Source organism: Streptomyces sp. NPDC004134 (genome assembly GCF_042874195.1).
Classification (GTDB): Bacteria; Actinomycetota; Actinomycetes; order Streptomycetales; family Streptomycetaceae; genus Streptomyces.
On record NZ_JBIAMS010000001.1, the window covers coordinates 166,711 to 182,551 of the forward strand.

The 15,841-nt window shown below is 73.2% G+C and carries 13 protein-coding genes; 6 read left to right on the forward strand and 7 right to left on the reverse strand.

Features of this window, described 5'->3' with window-relative positions; translation table 11 throughout:
- Positions 1–87: 87 nt before the first annotated feature.
- Both cpaB and ACFYVJ_RS00725 read right to left on the reverse strand, forming a co-directional pair.
- The gene (gene cpaB, locus ACFYVJ_RS00720) at positions 88–801 is read right to left on the reverse strand and encodes a Flp pilus assembly protein CpaB (protein ID WP_388885040.1); all 714 of its coding nucleotides are present in this window, start codon (positions 799–801) and stop codon (positions 88–90) included.
- A 10-nt stretch (positions 802–811) separates the two neighbouring features.
- A complete protein-coding gene (locus tag ACFYVJ_RS00725) occupies positions 812–1,795 on the reverse strand; it encodes a hypothetical protein (protein WP_388886108.1) in 984 nt (327 codons plus the stop codon).
- A gap of 336 nt (positions 1,796–2,131) precedes the next feature.
- Between ACFYVJ_RS00725 and ACFYVJ_RS00730 the strand changes: the two genes are divergently transcribed.
- Positions 2,132–3,859, forward strand: coding sequence for a chitinase (locus ACFYVJ_RS00730; RefSeq protein ID WP_388885042.1), 1,728 nt, complete (start codon positions 2,132–2,134; stop codon positions 3,857–3,859).
- A 102-nt stretch (positions 3,860–3,961) separates the two neighbouring features.
- On the opposite strand, the gene ACFYVJ_RS00735 is transcribed toward ACFYVJ_RS00730, so the two are convergent.
- Positions 3,962–5,254 (reverse strand): Nramp family divalent metal transporter, encoded by a 1,293-nt coding sequence (locus ACFYVJ_RS00735; RefSeq protein ID WP_388885044.1) that lies wholly within the window; start codon positions 5,252–5,254, stop codon positions 3,962–3,964.
- Positions 5,255–5,462: 208 nt separating this feature from the next.
- Between ACFYVJ_RS00735 and ACFYVJ_RS00740 the strand changes: the two genes are divergently transcribed.
- Positions 5,463–6,836, forward strand: a complete 1,374-nt coding sequence (locus tag ACFYVJ_RS00740; protein WP_388885046.1) for a M14 family metallopeptidase — start codon at positions 5,463–5,465, stop codon at positions 6,834–6,836.
- Positions 6,837–6,943: 107 nt separating this feature from the next.
- Here the strand turns inward: ACFYVJ_RS00740 and ACFYVJ_RS00745 are convergent, their stop codons facing one another.
- Positions 6,944–7,147 carry a hypothetical protein gene (locus ACFYVJ_RS00745; RefSeq protein WP_388885048.1) on the reverse strand — a complete coding sequence of 68 codons (204 nt, stop codon included), beginning with the start codon at positions 7,145–7,147 and terminating at the stop codon, positions 6,944–6,946.
- A gap of 93 nt (positions 7,148–7,240) precedes the next feature.
- Here ACFYVJ_RS00745 and ACFYVJ_RS00750 point away from each other — a divergent pair, with 93 nt between their 5' ends.
- Complete coding sequence (locus ACFYVJ_RS00750; RefSeq protein ID WP_388885050.1) at positions 7,241–8,215, forward strand: GlxA family transcriptional regulator; 975 nt, start codon at positions 7,241–7,243, stop codon at positions 8,213–8,215.
- Between the two features lie 40 nt (positions 8,216–8,255).
- On the opposite strand, the gene ACFYVJ_RS00755 is transcribed toward ACFYVJ_RS00750, so the two are convergent.
- Both ACFYVJ_RS00755 and ACFYVJ_RS00760 read right to left on the reverse strand, forming a co-directional pair.
- Entirely contained in the window at positions 8,256–8,669 is a 414-nt protein-coding gene (locus ACFYVJ_RS00755) for a RidA family protein (protein ID WP_388885052.1), read from the reverse strand.
- Positions 8,666–9,415: an IclR family transcriptional regulator gene (locus tag ACFYVJ_RS00760; RefSeq protein ID WP_388885054.1), complete on the reverse strand. Its 750-nt coding sequence runs from the start codon at positions 9,413–9,415 to the stop codon at positions 8,666–8,668. The genes ACFYVJ_RS00755 and ACFYVJ_RS00760 overlap by 4 nt, the downstream gene beginning before the upstream one ends.
- A gap of 111 nt (positions 9,416–9,526) precedes the next feature.
- On the opposite strand from ACFYVJ_RS00760, the gene ACFYVJ_RS00765 reads away from it, so the two are divergent.
- Both ACFYVJ_RS00765 and ACFYVJ_RS00770 read left to right on the forward strand, forming a co-directional pair.
- Positions 9,527–10,855 (forward strand): alanine racemase, encoded by a 1,329-nt coding sequence (locus ACFYVJ_RS00765; protein WP_388885056.1) that lies wholly within the window; start codon positions 9,527–9,529, stop codon positions 10,853–10,855.
- A gap of 22 nt (positions 10,856–10,877) precedes the next feature.
- A complete protein-coding gene (locus tag ACFYVJ_RS00770; RefSeq protein WP_388885058.1) occupies positions 10,878–12,491 on the forward strand; it encodes an amidohydrolase family protein in 1,614 nt (537 codons plus the stop codon).
- On the opposite strand, the gene ACFYVJ_RS00775 is transcribed toward ACFYVJ_RS00770, so the two are convergent.
- Positions 12,394–14,508, reverse strand: coding sequence for a P-loop NTPase fold protein (locus ACFYVJ_RS00775; protein WP_388885060.1), 2,115 nt, complete (start codon positions 14,506–14,508; stop codon positions 12,394–12,396). The genes ACFYVJ_RS00770 and ACFYVJ_RS00775 overlap by 98 nt on opposite strands.
- 108 nt (positions 14,509–14,616) lie before the next feature.
- On the opposite strand from ACFYVJ_RS00775, the gene ACFYVJ_RS00780 reads away from it, so the two are divergent.
- Complete coding sequence (locus ACFYVJ_RS00780) at positions 14,617–15,828, forward strand: pyridoxal phosphate-dependent aminotransferase (RefSeq protein ID WP_388885062.1); 1,212 nt, start codon at positions 14,617–14,619, stop codon at positions 15,826–15,828.
- The last annotated feature ends 13 nt before the right edge of the window (positions 15,829–15,841 follow it).

Genomic DNA, 15,841 nt, shown 5'->3' on the forward strand with positions numbered 1-15,841 from the left:
GGGTACGCGCACGGGGGCGCGCCCCGGGTCCCGAACGCCCGCGGGGCGGCGGCGCTTCGCCGGATGCGGATGGTCATGTGCGGCCCCTCACCGGTCCTCGTCGAGGGTGTACGTGCGGTCCTCGGGGGCGATGTCGGTCTCCTCCTCGCCGGGGGCGACCAGCGCGAGGCGTACGTGGGTGGCGAAGGACTCCGCGTACGCCACGCGCTGCGCGTCGGAGGTGCCGAGGGCGAAGGTGATCGGCACGGCCTCGCCCTCGTCGGCCCGCGGGTCGTCGTCCCCGGTGCGCTCGATGGGCGTCAGTTCGCCGACGTCGATGACCCGGGCACCGGCGACGATCACCTGGGAGACGGGCTTGTCGCCGTCGCCCTGGGCGTCGAAGGTGGCGAAGATGTTGACCCGCGCGCCCGGCGTGATCTTCCCGGCGACGCCGGTGGAGGCGTCGATCATGATGGCGATCTCCTGCTGTCCCGGCTCCAGGTCCGGGCGCCCGCTGACCATGTCGCTCTGCAGCAGCGAGCCCTGCTTCAGCGGCGTGAGCGCGACCTTCCCGGCCAGGTCGCCCGGGTCGGTGACCGCGGTGTCGGGCAGCCAGCGCTTCGGCATGGTCGTCTTCTCGTACTGGTCGGGCTCCAGCGGCTCGTACGCCTCGACGTCGGTGGTGAGCCGGTACGCGGTGGCCTCGTCGCCGACCTTGGACTCCACGTCGCTGACGAACGCCAGCACGCCGGCGAAGGCGCCGAGTGCGACGAGGACCGACAGCAGGACGAGGATGATGCCGCGACGCTGGCGTGAGTTCATCGACGGGACCTCAACGGTTGATCTCGGGGGGTGACGGTGGCGCCGCGCCGACGGCGGGCTGGTGGTACGGCTGCGGTACGGACCGCGGCGGCGGCTGCGCGACGGGCGGGGGCGCACCCTGGTGCGGTACGGGCTGCGGCAGGGACTGCGGCAGCGGGGGCGAGGGGGCGGCGGGACCCGGCGGCACCGGGGTGGCGCACAGCAGGCACCGGTCGCCGATGATCTCCAGACCGCACCACGAGCAGCGGGCCCGCTGCACCGAGGCGACCAGCCGGCTCAGCACCAGCGGGTCGGTGATCCCGGCGGCGAACTCGCACACCTTGTCCGTCGCCCACCAGGGCGCGGAGGCCGCGGGCAGCGGTGCCATCTCCATCGCCTGCACCCGCCAGCCGGCGGCGAGTTCGCCGGTGACCCAGGCCGCGTCGGCGCGCCCGGAGGCGTGCACGAGCCCGGTGGCGAAGTCGGGTCCCGGCGGCACGGGGTCGCGGCCGATCCGTACCAACTGGGGGCGGGGCGCGGCGAGGACGGCGAACTGCGTGCCCGGCACCCAGGAGCGGGCGTGCGCGCCGAGGGTCACCGGCACCCGGTCGAGCTTGGCGACGCTTCCGAGTACGGCGCCCGCGTGGATGTAGTGCGTTAGCAGCCGGGCGGCGGTGGCGAGCACGCCGGCGCCGAGGTCGGCGGTGGACAACTGGAGCAACTGGCGGGCGATGACGGCGACGGCCAGCGGCGGTAACGGCAGCGGGATCAGCGCCATCCGGTCGCTCTCCAGCACGGACCGGACGGTGTGCAGCCTGCGGACCACCTCGGCGGGGGCGGCGGCGGGGTGGAGCACGACGAGGAAGCCGTGCTGCTCCAGCACGGCGGACACCTCCGCCAGCGCCTCCTCCAGGGGCTGCTCCCGCGGGTGGCGCAGCGCCATCACCGTGGGTCCCGGGAGGCCGGGCGGGCCCTGCCGGCCGAGCGGCCCGTGCCGGCCGGGAGCGGGGAGCACGAGGTCGGGGCCGGTGACTGCGATGGCTGTTGGCACGTCGGGCGTCCCCCCACCGGTCTCAGACACGCTCTGAGCACCATAACCGGGACGTGGGCTGCGGAAACACCTTTTATGCAAAGAGGGTTGGGGTGCGCGGCGGCCGGGCGGGGGCGGGCCGGACGGCGCCGTTCGCGGTGCGGCTCTCGTACGGGAAGACTTGACACCCGCATTGGTCTGGACCAAGTTGTGCGGCGCACCCTGCACCGACCCGCACCACCCCTGACCCGTACGTCCCCGGCCCACCCACTACCCCGCACGGTCCAGCTCCTCACGCGCTCCCCCGTTACGGAGGCCCCCGTGTTCCGAGCACACAGACCCCGCACACTCCGCACACCCCGCACGCCCCGAACCGTCCGCACCGCCAGGGGCTCGTTCCGCCGGCTCGCCGTCGCCGCGGCCGGCGGGCTCCTCGCCACGCTCCTCGGCGCCCCGCTCGCCACGGCCGCGGAGCCCAACCTCGTCCAGAACCCCGGCTTCGAGTCCGGCCTCAGCGGCTGGACCTGCTCCGGCGCCGCCGGCACCACCGTCGCCAGCCCGGTGCACGCCGGCACGGCGGCGCTGCGCGCCACCCCGGCGGGGCAGGACAACGCCCGCTGCTCACAGAGCGTCGCGGTCAAGCCCAACTCCGCGTACGAGCTGAGCGCGTGGGTGCAGGGCTCGTACGTCTACCTGGGCGCCGGCGGCACCGGCACCACCGACGTCTCGACCTGGACCTCGGGCGCGTCCACGTACACCCAGCTCAAGACGAGCTTCACCACCGGGCCCAGCACCACCTCGGTGACCGTCTACACCCACGGCTGGTACGGCCAGCCCGCCTACCACGCCGACGACGTCAGCCTCACCGGGCCCGGCGGCGACCCCGGCACCGTCCCCGCCGCGCCCACCGGCCTCCAGGTCACCGGCACCGCCGCCCGCTCCGTCTCGCTGGGCTGGTCCCCGGTCACCGGCGCGACCGGCTACAACGTCTACCGCGACGGCACGAAGGTGCTCGGCACGAGCGGCGCCTCCGCGACCGTCACCGGGCTGACGCCCTCGACCGCGTACCAGTTCCAGGTGACCGCGACCAACGCCGCCGGGGAGTCCCCGAAGTCGGCGGCGGTCACGGGCACCACGGCCCCGGACGGCGGGGGTGGCGGCGGCGTGCCGAAGCACGCGCTGACGGGCTACTGGCAGAACTTCAACAACGGCGCCACGGTCCAGAAGATCCGCGACGTGAGCAGCCAGTTCGACATCATCGCGGTCGCCTTCGCCGACGCGACGCCCACGCCGGGCGCGGTGACCTTCAACCTCGCCTCGGCCGCCCTCGGCGGCTACACGGTCGCGGAGTTCAAGCAGGACATCGCCGCCAAGCAGCAGGCCGGCAAGTCGGTCATCATCTCCGTGGGCGGCGAGCTCGGCACGGTCGCGGTGAACTCCCCGCAGGCGGCGACGAACTTCGCGAACAGCCTGCACGCGCTGATGCTGGAGTACGGCTTCGACGGGGTCGACATCGACCTGGAGAACGGCGTCAACTCCACCTACATGACGCAGGCGCTGCGCTCGCTGTCGCAGAAGGCGGGCCCGGACCTCGTCATCACCATGGCGCCGCAGACGCTCGACATGCAGTCGACCGCGAGCGAGTACTTCAAGACGGCGCTCAACATCAAGGACATCCTCACCGTCGTCAACACCCAGTACTACAACAGCGGGACGATGCTCGGCTGCGACGGCGGCGTGTACGCGCAGGGCACGGTCAACTTCCTCACCGCCCTGTCCTGCATCCAGCTCGAAGGCGGGCTCGCGCCCTCGCAGGTCGGCCTCGGCCTGCCCGCGTCCACCCGCGCCGCGGGCGGCGGCTACACCACGCCGTCCGTCGTCAACGCCGCGCTCGACTGCCTCGCCCGGGGCACGAACTGCGGCTCGTTCAAGCCCCCGCGGACGTACCCCGACCTGCGGGGCGCGATGACCTGGTCGACCAACTGGGACGCCACCGCGGGCAACTCCTGGTCCGGCGCCGTGGGGCCGCACGTGCACGCCCTGCCCTGACCGGCCGCCCGCGGCCGGCCGCCTCCCGCACTGCCGGCCGCGCCGGCGGCCCACGGCCCGCCCGCCCGTGCAACCCGGGCGGGCGGGCCCGTATCCGCCCCGCTACCAGGGCAGGTCCCTGATCTGCTGCACGCACAGCACGAGGAAGAGCAGCCCGGAGACGGTCAGCAGCGAGTTGCTGAGCAGGCCGTTGCGCCACTGCCGCGGGGTGCGTTCGGTGTTGAGCAGCCACAGCAGCGTCAGCGCGAGGAACGGCATGAAGAACGCCCCGAGCACGCCGTACGTGATGACGATGGCGAACGGCTGGTCGAGCCAGAGCAGCGACATCGGCGGGAACGTCAGCCACAGCAGGTAGACGCGGAACGGCAGCGACCGCTCCCGGCCGCCCGCGGCGACCTCCCGCGCGCTGCCGTCGCCGTCGCCGCCCGCGCCGCGCACGTTCTCGACGAAGTCCGCGAAGAGCAGGCTGACGCCGTGCCAGACGCCGATGAGCGAGGTGAACGAGGTGGCGAAGAAGCCGACGAGGAAGAGTTTCGCGGTGGCCGCGCCGTAGCGCTCCTCCAGGATGTCGCCGAGGTCGACCAGCCCCTTGTCGCCCGACTCCAGCGTGAGCTGGGTGGCGTGCAGCAGCTCCGCGCCGACGAGCAGCATCGCGACGACGAAGATGCCGGTGGTGAGGTACGCGACCCTGTTGTCCAGCCGCATCACCTTCAGCCAGCCGATGTCGGTCCAGCCCTTGGCGTTGACCCAGTAGCCGTACGCGGCCACGGTGATCGTGCCGCCGACGCCGCCGATCAGGCCGAGGGTGTAGAGCAGCGAGTCGTCGGGCAGCGTGGGCCACAGCCCCGCGAAGGCGTCCCCGATGTTCGGGGAGACGCGGACGGCCACGTACACGACGACCACGAACATGACGCCGACGAGGACGGTCATGACCTTCTCGAAGACCGCGTAGCGGTTGAACCAGACGAAGACCAGGCCGACCAGGCCCGTGAGGATGCCCCAGACCTTCAGCTCGGGACCGCCGGGGAAGAGCGCGACCAGCGGCAGCGCGGAGGACGACATGGCGGTGGCGCCGTAGACGAAGCCCCAGATGACGACGTAGATCGCGAAGTAGACGGAGGTCCAGGTGCCGAGGGTGCGCCAGCCCTCGAACAGGGTGCGGCCGGTGGCCAGATGCCAGCGGCCCACGGCCTCGGCGAGGGCGATCTTGACGACGCAGCCTATGACGGCGGCCCACAGCAGGGTGTAGCCGAACTTGCTGCCGGCGAGCAGCGTGGCCACCAGGTCGCCGGCGCCGACGCCGGTCGCGGCGACGACGATGCCGGGGCCGACGTAGCGCCATTTGGCCTTTCTCATCACGGGTGGTGCGGACGCGGGCTCGGTGCGGTCAGCCATGAGCGGCTCCTTCGCAGCTCGTCCCCCCTGCGATCTCCGGCATTGAAAGGGATCCGCGGACGGCCGCACAAGAGGGCGTACGCGGCGGATGGCCGGCGCGGCCTCTTGACCTGACCACGCCAGGTTCAGAACCATTGACGCGCACCACAGCCCCACACGACACGACGTCGCCATGCACCACCCCACACCTCCACATCCAGGAGCAGGCATGCGACTACGCATTCGGTCGGTGACCCTGACCGCGGTGCTCGCCCTCACCGCCGCCGGCGCCCTCAGCGCCGCCGGCGCCGAACCCGGCGCCGGGCCGGCGCGGACCACGGAGGCCGGCGCCGCCCAGGCGGAACGGAGCGAGCAGAGCCGGCAGATCCGGCAGAGCCGGCAGATCCGGCAGTACGAGGTCCTGGGCCAGACCGGCCGCGAGGCCCGTACCCGCCTCGCCGCCACCGGCGTGTCCGTCGACGAGGCACGCGACCACTCCGTGGTCGTCTCCGCCGACGGCGCCCAGGCCCGGCAGCTCCGTGCGCTCGGCTACCGGCTCGAACAGCTTCCCGCCCCGCCAACGCGGCTGGCGGACCAGCCCCCCACGACGCTCGACTTCCCGCCGGCCGACTCCGGCTACCACAACTACGCGGAGATGACCGCGGAGATCGACCGGCTGATCGCCGCGAAACCGGACCTCATCAGCAAGCGGGTCATCGGCACCTCGCACGAGGGCCGCGACATCGTCGCCGTCAAGGTCAGCGACAACGTGCGCACCGACGAGAACGAGCCCGAGGTCCTCTTCACCCACCACCAGCACGCCCGCGAGCACCTGACGGTCGAGATGGCGCTGTACCTGCTGGGCGAGTTCGCCGACGGCTACGGCACCGACCAGCGGATCACGAACGCCGTCAACGGCCGCGAGATCTGGATCGTGCCGGATCTGAACCCGGACGGCGGCGAGTACGACATCGCCACCGGCTCGTACCGGAGCTGGCGCAAGAACCGCCAGCCCAACTCCGGCTCCAGCGCGGTCGGCACGGACCTGAACCGCAACTGGAACTACCGCTGGGGCTGCTGCGGCGGCTCCTCCGGCAGCCCGTCCTCCGACACCTACCGCGGCAGCGCGGGCGAGTCGGCCAAGGAGGTCAAGGTCGTCGCCGACTTCGCGCGCAGCCGGGTGGTGGGTGGCAAGCAGCAGATCAAGGCGGGGATCGACTTCCACACGTACAGCGAGCTGGTGCTGTGGCCGTACGGGTACACGTACAACGACACCGGCCCCGGCCTGACGCAGGACGACCGCGACGCGTTCGCCGCGGTCGGCGGGAAGATGGCCGCGAGCAACGGCTACACGGCCCAGCAGTCGAGCGACCTCTACATCACCGACGGGTCGGTCAACGACTACCTCTGGGGCGAGCAGAAGATCTTCAGCTACACGTTCGAGATGTACCCGCGCTCGGCGGGCGGCGGCGGGTTCTACCCGCCCGACGAGGTCATCGACCGGGAGACGAGCCGCAACCGCGACGCGGTGCTGCAACTGCTGGAGAACGCCGACTGCATGTACCGCTCGATCGGCAAGGAGGCGCAGTACTGCACCGGCTGACGCCGGCGGCGTACCGCACCGGCTGACGGCGGCGGCGCGCCCCCGGGACCGGGGGCGCGCCGTACCGTGCGGGGCCGCGGGGCTTGCGGGGCTTGCGGGCCTTGCGGTCAGGCGGCGCGGCCGTAGCGGGCGAGCGCGTCCCGTACGGAGACGTCCTTCGCGGGCGCCGCGCCGGCGCCGCGCTCGGCGGCCTTGAGCCGGCGGTCGGTGAGGCGCTCGCGCCGGTCGAAGTACAGGGCCGGACCCGCGAGGATCGCGGCCATCAGGAGCAGGACCAGGGTGCCGACGGTGTAGTCGAGGATCGCGTTCATGTCGTCTACGATCCCGGATCCTTGCACACACAAACAGTGGCAGCCCTGCCATAGACCTTCGAATTGCTGCCATCGGCATGGCATACTCGATCCATGCTGTCGAACGTCGTGTGTCTGCTGACCGATGACGTCAACGCCTTCGAGCTGGGCGTCGTCTGCGAGGTCTTCGGCATGGACCGCCGCGAGGAGGGCCTGCCGCTCTACGACTTCTCCTTCGCCGCCCCGCGCCCGGGCCGCGTCACCGTCCACCCGGGCCTGCCCGTCGACGTACCGCACGGCCTGGAGCGGTTCGCCGACGCGGACCTGATCGCCATCCCGGCCGGCCAGAAGTTCGCGTACCGCGACTTCCCGCCCGAGCTGCTGCACGCGCTGCGCGAGGCGGTGGCGCGCGGCACCAAGGTGCTCAGCGTCTGCACCGGCGCGTTCCTGCTCGCCCAGGCCGGGCTGCTGGACGGCCGCCGCTGCACGACGCACTGGCTCTACACCGACATGCTCAAGCGCGAGTACCCGGCCGCGCTCGTCGAGCCCGACGTGCTCTACGTCGCCGACGGCCCGGTGCTCACCTCCGCCGGCACCGCCTCCGGCATCGACGCCTGCCTCGCCCTCGTCCGCGAGGAGCAGGGCAGCAAGGTGGCCAACGCGATCGCCCGCCGCATGGTCGTACCGCCGCACCGCGACGGCGGCCAGGCGCAGTACATCGACCGGCCGGTGCGCGGCACGTGCGACGACGACGCCATCGCCCGGGTGCTGGCCTGGATGCAGGAGCACCTGGACGAGGACGCCACGGTGGAGCAGTTGGCGGCGCGGGCGCACCTGGCGCCGCGGACGTTCGCCCGCCGCTTCCAGCAGGAGACGGGCACGACGCCGTACCAGTGGCTGCTCGGCCAGCGGCTGCTGCTGGCACAGCAGTTGCTGGAGGAGACCGACGCCACGGTGGACGCCATCGCCACCCGCGCGGGCTTCGGCAACGCGGCGACGCTGCGCCACCACTTCCTGCGCCGGCTGGACACCACGCCGAACGCCTACCGGCGGACGTTCCGCGGACCGGCCGTCGGCGCGGGGCGCTGAGGGCCGGTCCCGGGGGCCGGGGGCCGGAGGGACGGCCGGGTCAGCCGAGGACGGCCAGGCAGTCGATCTCCACGAGCAGCCCGGCGGGCAGCCCGACGTACACGGTCGTACGCGCCGACGGCGGCTGCTCCAGCTCCGCGAAGTAGGCGTCGTAGATCTGGTTGAACTCCGCGAAGTGGGCGGTGTCGGTGAGGTACACGCGGATCATCACCGCGTCCTCCCACGACGCGCCGCCCTCCTCCAGGACCGCCTTGACGTTGGACAGCGTCTGCTCGGTCTGCGCGCGCAGGTCCGGGCCCGCCGGGGTCGGCGGCTTGCCCTCCTCGGCCGGCAGGAAGCCGACCTGTCCTGCGACCTGGAGGATGTTGCCCTTGCGCACGCCCGCGGAGAAACGCGCCGGCGGCGGGACGTGGGTGGCGGGGGTGACGTCGGTCTTCTGGGCCTTGTCGCTCATGCGGGCACTCTTCCGGAGTAGTCGTCACTGATCGCTGCCGCCGTGCGGCGGAGCTGCGGGAGGAGGGTCATCAGCTCGTCCGCGGTCACGACGACGTTCGGCGCCGACAGGGAGCAGGCGGCGGCGGTACGGCCGTCGGCGCCGCGGATGGGGGCGCCGATGCAGTTGATGGACTCCTCGTGGCCGCCGAAGTCGGTGGCCCACCCCTGCTCGCGCACCGCGGCCAGCTCGGCGAGCAGGGCCTGCGCGTCGGGCGTCGAACGGGGGGTGTACATGGGGTATTCGAGCCGCTCGGCGACGGCGCGCCGCTCCGGCTCCGGCAGGTCGGCGAGGAGCAGCTTGGCCACGGCCGCGACGGTGATCGCGACGGGCCGGCCGATGCGCGAGTACATCCGCACCGGGTAGCGGCTGTCGACCTTGTCGATGTACATCACCTCGCGGTCCTCGTAGACCGCGAGGTGCACGGTGTGCCCGGTGAGCTCGCCGAGCTTCACCAGGTGCGGGTGGGCGATCTCGCGGACGTCCAGGCTCTCGGCCGCCGCCTGGGCGAGGGCGAAGAGCCGGGCACCGAGGCGGTAGCGCTGGTCGTCCTGGCGGTAGACCAGGCCGTGTTCGTGGAGGGTGCGCAGCAGCCGCATCGCGGTGGTCTTGTGCACGCCGAGCCGGGTGGCGACCTGTTCCAGGCCCGCGGGTCCCTCGGCGAGCATGGGCAGGATGGCGAGCGCGCGGCCGACCGACTGGCTCATCGCGACCTCCCGCTGCGTGGCTCCGTACGCCGGCTCCGACCGCCGGCTGCGTACCGCCGGCCGTTGACCAGCCGTTCGCCCGGATGTTAGACAGCGGTGTCGATATACGCAATGCACGTTGCGTGTTGCGCAACCAACCTGCTGGAGGGCTTCATGGCGTCGCTCGCCGAGCTGGCGGAAGAACGTATCGACCACCGCTTCAAGGGCCTGCCGCCCGACGCGGCCGGGCTCACCGTGGGCGAGCTGGCCGCCGAGCGCCGCTCGCTCTTCACCGGCGGCTTCACCACCCCGGTGCTCGCGCTCTCCGCGCCCGCGCTGGCGCACAACCTCGGCGCGCTCGCCCACTTCGCCGCCGCCCACGGGCTGGCGTTCGCGCCGCACGGCAAGACGACGATGGCCCCGCAGCTCTTCGCCCGCCAGCTCGACCACGGCGCCTGGGGCATCACGGTGGCGGTCCCCCACCAGGTACGGGTGGCGCGGGCGTTCGGCATCCGGCGGATCTTCCTCGCCAACGAGCTGGTCGACGCGGCCGCGCTGCGCTGGCTCGCCGCCGAGCTGGCCGCGGACCCGGACTTCCGGCTCGTCTGCTACGTCGACTCGGTGCGCGGCGTCGAGCTGATGGACGCGGCGCTGCGGGCGGCCGGGGCCACCCGTCCCGTGGAGGTCACGGTCGAGCTGGGCGGCGGTCCTGACGCGCGCACCGGGGCGCGTACGGACGCCGAGTGCCGCGCGGTCGCCGAGGCGGCGGCGCGGGCGGGGACGCTGCGGCTGGCCGGGGTCGCCGGGTACGAGGCGGAGGCGCCGGGCGCGGACGCCGCCGTGGTACGGGGCTGGATGGCGCGGCTGCTGGGTCTCGCGGCGGAGTTCGACGCCGCGGGGCTCTTCGCGGAGACCGGCGAGATCGTGGTCAGCGCCGGAGGCAGCGCGTGGTTCGACGCGGTCGCGGACGGCTTCGCGGCGGCGCCGGAGCTGTCCCGGCCGGTGCTCAAGCTGCTGCGCTCGGGCGCGTACATCAGCCACGACGACGGGCACTACACCCGGGTGACGCCGTTCAACCGGGTGCCAGGCGAGGGGTCGCTGACGCCCGCGTTCCGGCTGTGGACGCAGGTGGTCTCGCGGCCGGAGCCTGGGCAGGCGTTCGTCAACGCCGGGAAGCGGGACGCCGCGTACGACCTCGACCTGCCGGTGCCGGCGGCGGTGCGCCGGTTCGACCCGGCCACCGGGGCGGGCGCGGAGCGGGCGGCGACGGGGATCACCGTACGCAAGCTCTCGGACCAGCACGCCTGGCTGGACGTGGCCCCCGGCGGCGTGGAGCTGGAGGTCGGGGACTGGGTGGCGCTGGCGATGTCGCACCCGTGCACGATCTTCGACAAGTGGCAGCTCATCCCGCTGGTGGAGGAGGACGGTACCGTCACGGAGTACGTACGGACCTTCTTCTGAGCGGCACCCGGGAGCGGCAGGCATGGAGCTGGTGATCCGCGGCGCCCTCGTCGTCGACGGCTCGGGGGCGCCGGGACACCGCGCCGACGTCGGGCTGGCCGAGGGCCGGATCGCGGCCGTCGGCCCGCGGCTCACCGGCCGCACCGTCCTCGACGCCGGGGGCCTCGTCCTCGCCCCCGGCTTCGTCGACATGCACGCCCACTCCGACCTCGCCCTGCTGCGCGACCCCGCGCACACCGCCAAGGCCGCGCAGGGCGTGACGCTGGAGGTCATCGGCCAGGACGGGCTGTCGTACGCCCCCGTGGACGACCGCACCCTCGGCGAGCTGCGCCGCCAGATCGCCGGCTGGAACGGCGGCGGGCCGGACGACGACGCGGTCGCGTTCGACTGGCGCACGGTCGGCGAGTACCTCGACCGCCTCGACCGCGGCCCCGGCGGCGACGGGCTGGCGGTCAACGCCGCATACCTCGTACCGCAGGGCACCGTGCGGATGCTGGCGCTGGGCTGGGAGGACCGGCCGGCGGAGGACGACGAGCTGGCGCACATGAAGCGGCTGGTCGCGGAGGGCCTCGAGCAGGGCGCGGTGGGGATGTCGTCGGGGCTGACGTACACGCCGGGGATGTACGCGCCGACCGCCGAGCTGACGGAGCTGTGCCGGGTCGTCGCGGCGTACGGCGGCTACTACTGCCCGCACCACCGCTCGTACGGCGCCGGCGCCCTCGGCGCGTACGCCGAGATGCTCGGCCTCGCCCGGGACGCCGGCTGCGCGCTGCACCTCGCGCACGCCACCCTCAACTTCGACGTCAACGCCGGCCGCGCCGCCGAGCTGACCGCCCTGCTGGACCGCGCGCTCGCCGAGGGCGTGGACGTCACCCTGGACACGTACCCGTACCTGGCCGGCTGCACCACGCTGGGCGCGCTGCTGCCGAGCTGGGCGGCGGTGGGCGGCCCGGAGGCGGCGCTCGCGCGGCTGCGGGACGCGGACACCGCGGCGCGGATCGGACACGCGCTGGACGTGGAGGGCTCCGACGGGTCGCACGGGGTGCCGATGGACTGGTCGACGATCGAGGTCTCGGGGGTGGGCGACCCGGCGCTCGCGCACTGGGTCGGGCGGCGGCTGCCGGACTTCGCCGCGGCCCGCCGGCTGCTGCTGGACGACCGGCTGGCGACGACGATCCTGCAGCACGTGGGGCACGAGGAGAACGTCCGGGCGATCATGGCCCACCCGGCGCACACCGGCGGCAGCGACGGCATCCTGCACGGCGCGAAGCCGCACCCGCGGGCGTACGGCACCTTCCCGCACTACCTCGGGCACTACGTGCGCGAGCTGGGCGTGCTGACCCTGGAGGAGTGCGTCCACCACCTCACCGGCCGGCCGGCGGCCCGGCTGCGGCTGCCGGACCGGGGTCTGGTGCGGGAGGGCTACGTGGCGGACCTGGTGCTGTTCGACCCGGCGGCGGTGGCGGCGGGGGCGACGTACGACGAGCCGCGGCGGGGTCCCGTGGGCGTGCCGTACGTGCTGGTGGGCGGGGAGTTCGTCATCCGGGAGGGGCGTCGGACGAGCGCGGTGCCGGGGCGGACGGTTCGGCGGCAGCCGGTGCCGGGGCGGACGGTTCGGGGGCGCGGAGGGCGCTGAGGGAGGCGGCCAGCTCCATGGCGTAGCGCAGCAAAGCGTCCCCGCTGTTGAAGATCCGGGCGTTCAGCTCGCGCGCACCCTCCTCGCGCTCGGGAGTGACCCGGCTGGACAGGAACACCGCCGGGCCGCCGTACGTCCCGGAGGTGCGCCAGGCCCGCAGGTCGTCGAGGCCCGCGGACTGTTCGCCGCCGCGGGTGATGTCGGAGATCAGCAGGTCGAAAGGGAGGGCGGCCAGCTCCCGCCCGGCCTCCCCGCGATCGTGCGCGAGGGCGATCCTGGCGCCGAGGCTGCGCAGCCGGCGGACGTGGGCCTCGTTGTTCTCGGGATGGTCGTCGACCCACAGGATCCGCAGGCCCTCCAGCGCGAGCGAGGACGGCAGCGGGCGGCCGAGGTCGAGGTCACCCCTCGGGGGGAGGGGGCTCGCGAAGGCCGGCTGGGGCCGGCCCTGCGGGTACGCGTAGCCAGGCTGCGGGTGCGCCCGCTGAGGGGCCGGACGGGAAGGCGGTGCCGCGAACGACTCCTGGTAGTCGTAGGGGGTCGTCTCGTACGGTGCGCCGCCCGCGGACGTGTCCCAGGGGTCGACCGCCGCGTCCCGCCCGGCGACGACCGGCGGCTGCGCCTGGCCCATGCCCTCCACCGGCACCGGCGCACCCTCGCGCAGCAGCACCAGCAGCCGCTGCGCGTCGGGCACCCGCAGCAGCTCGCCGAGCAGGGACGTGAACCCCTGGTCGTCCGCGTGCTCGGGGAAGCCGACCGGCAGCCGCCGCTCCATCTGCTCCAACCCGTGCTCCGACTCCCCGCGGGGCTCGGGGGCGGACAGCTCGTACTCCTCGAAGAACGCGCCGACCTCCTCGTCCGACGCGAACTCCGGCGACGACACCCTGCCCCCCGGCGGCACCGGCGACAGCAGCGTGCGGCGTACCCGGCGGTAGGTCATGAACTCCTGCACCACGTCACCGCCCGGGGCACCGGACGCGCCCGTCATCATCCGGTAGAACTCCGGATAGAAGTACTGCAGCAGCAGCGTCCTGATGACCGCCTCCGGGCGGAACCCGGACCACACCGGGTTGAGCGTGGCCTCCAGCACGAAGCCGTTGACCAGCCGCTTGATCCGCCGCGGGTTCCGTCCCGACCGCTCGACCAGCAGCTTCTTCAGCGCCCCGTCGAGCATGCCCTCGATGCCTGCGCTGCGGGCGCACCACTCGACGTAGCGGCCGACGCCGTCGTTGTCCGCCACGGGGATGCGGTAGCTCGTCTGGAAGATCTTCTCCATGAAGGCGGACCCCGCGGGCGACAGGTCGCGCAGCAGCCCGCTGGGGCCGAGGGCGGAGCGGTCGCAGCCGACGACGAAGACGAGGCCCGGCACGTCGAGGTAGACCTTCAGGGCCTCGCAGACGGCGAGGACCGTCTCCTCGGAGCAGCGGTCGAGGTCGTCGATGAAGACGACCAGCAGCCGCCGCGGCCGGTTCTCGGCCCACTCGCGGGCCATGCGGTCGATCTCCTCGCGCATGCCGTTGCGCGCCTCGGGTCCCGCGTCCCAGCTCGTCCACAGCTCGTCGACCAGCCCGGCCGCGCCGAGCGCCCCGCCGAGCGCGGTGGTGACGGCGCGTACGCCGCGCGTCACCGCGCGCGCCCGGGAGATCCGCGCCAGCGCGCGCTTGAGCGTGCGCCGCTCGAAGCGGACGAGCACCGACTTCACCAGCCCTTCGAGGGCGTCGGCGCCGGTGGAGGTCCAGGCGTTGTACCAGACCGTCTCCACGTCCGGCTCGGCTTGCAGCCTGGCGTCGACCAGCCGCATCAGGCTGGACTTGCCCATCCCCCAGCCGGCGTCCACGGCGAGGGTGAACGGCGTCGAGGCGCGGGAGGCGTGGAGCAGCCGGGCGAGCTGCGCGGCGGCCAGTCCCGTGCCCAGGATGTCGTCGCCGGGGGCCGCCACGGGCTCGTCGTTGACCAGGGCGAGCGTGCCGGCCCCGAGGGAGGCGAACGTCGGTGTGCCGCTGGGGGGTTGGGCCGCCATGCGGCCATTGTCGCAGCTACGGACCGCCCCCGGCGGGCCCTCGGCCGTGTGACCGGCCTCGCACGTTATCCGGAGGCGGGGTCGGGGACCGGCCCGTACAGTGGCCGCATGCAGGTGATCCAGTCAACGAAGCTCGCCAACGTCTGCTACGACATCCGGGGCCCCGTGCTCGAAGAGGCGATGCGGCGCGAGGCGGCAGGTCACCAGATCCTCAAGCTCAACATCGGCAACCCGGCCCCCTTCGGCTTCGAGTGTCCCCCGGAGATCCTGGAGGACCTCCTCCGCACGGCCGGCACCGCCCACGGCTACGGCGACTCCAAGGGCATCCTCCCCGCGCGCCGCGCCGTGATGCAGCACTACCAGACCAAGGGCATCGACCTCGACGTCGAGGACGTCTTCCTCGGCAACGGCGTCTCCGAGCTGATCCAGATGTCCATGCAGGCCCTCCTCAACGACGGCGACGAGGTCCTGATCCCGGCCCCGGACTACCCGCTGTGGACCGCCTCGGTCTCCCTGGCCGGCGGCACCCCGGTGCACTACCACTGCGACGAGCAGGCCGACTGGATGCCCGACCTCGACGACATCGAGCGCCGCATCACGGACCGCACCCGCGCCCTGGTCGTCATCAACCCGAACAACCCCACCGGCGCCGTCTACGACGCGGAGCTGATGCGCGGCCTGACGGACATCGCCCGCCGCCACGGCCTGGTGCTGTGCTCCGACGAGATCTACGACAAGATCCTCTACGACGACGCCACCCACGCCCCCACCGCCACGTACGCCCCGGACCTGCTGGTCCTCACCTTCAACGGCCTCTCCAAGGCGTACCGCGTGGCCGGCTACCGCAGCGGCTGGCTGGCCGTCTGCGGCCCGAAGCAGGAGGCCCGCAGCTACCTGGAGGGCCTGACGATCCTGGCGAACATGCGCCTGTGCGCCAACGTCCCCGCCCAGCACATCGTCGCCACCGCCCTCGGCGGCCGCCAGTCGATCAAAGACCTGATCCTCCCGGGCGGCCGCCTCCTCGTCCAGCGCGACACCGCGTACGACCTGCTCACCCAGATCCCGGGCGTCACCTGCGTCAAGCCCAAGGGCGCCCTCTACGCCTTCCCCCGCCTGGACCCCAAGGTCCACAAGATCAAGGACGACGCCCGCTTCGTCCTCGACCTCCTCCGCGCGGAGAACATCCTCCTGGTCCAGGGCACCGGCTTCAACTGGCCCCGCCCGGACCACTTCCGCATCGTCACCCTCCTCGAAAAGGACGGCCTGACGGACGCCATCACCCGCATCGGCACCTTCCTGGACGGCTACCGCCAGCGCTAGCCCGGGAATGAGA

What these genes read in the sequence shown, in the direction of transcription:
- cpaB (WP_388885040.1), bottom strand. Translation starts at nt 801, where the DNA reads ATGAACTCACGCCAGCGTCGCGGCATCATCCTCGTCCTGCTGTCGGTC.
- ACFYVJ_RS00735 (WP_388885044.1), bottom strand. Translation starts at nt 5,254, where the DNA reads ATGGCTGACCGCACCGAGCCCGCGTCCGCACCACCCGTGATGAGAAAG.
- ACFYVJ_RS00740 (WP_388885046.1), top strand. Translation starts at nt 5,463, where the DNA reads ATGCGACTACGCATTCGGTCGGTGACCCTGACCGCGGTGCTCGCCCTC.
- ACFYVJ_RS00745 (WP_388885048.1), bottom strand. Translation starts at nt 7,147, where the DNA reads ATGAACGCGATCCTCGACTACACCGTCGGCACCCTGGTCCTGCTCCTG.
- ACFYVJ_RS00750 (WP_388885050.1), top strand. Translation starts at nt 7,241, where the DNA reads ATGCTGTCGAACGTCGTGTGTCTGCTGACCGATGACGTCAACGCCTTC.
- ACFYVJ_RS00755 (WP_388885052.1), bottom strand. Translation starts at nt 8,669, where the DNA reads ATGAGCGACAAGGCCCAGAAGACCGACGTCACCCCCGCCACCCACGTC.
- ACFYVJ_RS00760 (WP_388885054.1), bottom strand. Translation starts at nt 9,415, where the DNA reads ATGAGCCAGTCGGTCGGCCGCGCGCTCGCCATCCTGCCCATGCTCGCC.
- ACFYVJ_RS00765 (WP_388885056.1), top strand. Translation starts at nt 9,527, where the DNA reads ATGCACGTTGCGTGTTGCGCAACCAACCTGCTGGAGGGCTTCATGGCG.
- ACFYVJ_RS00770 (WP_388885058.1), top strand. Translation starts at nt 10,878, where the DNA reads ATGGAGCTGGTGATCCGCGGCGCCCTCGTCGTCGACGGCTCGGGGGCG.
- ACFYVJ_RS00775 (WP_388885060.1), bottom strand. Translation starts at nt 14,508, where the DNA reads ATGGCGGCCCAACCCCCCAGCGGCACACCGACGTTCGCCTCCCTCGGG.
- ACFYVJ_RS00780 (WP_388885062.1), top strand. Translation starts at nt 14,617, where the DNA reads ATGCAGGTGATCCAGTCAACGAAGCTCGCCAACGTCTGCTACGACATC.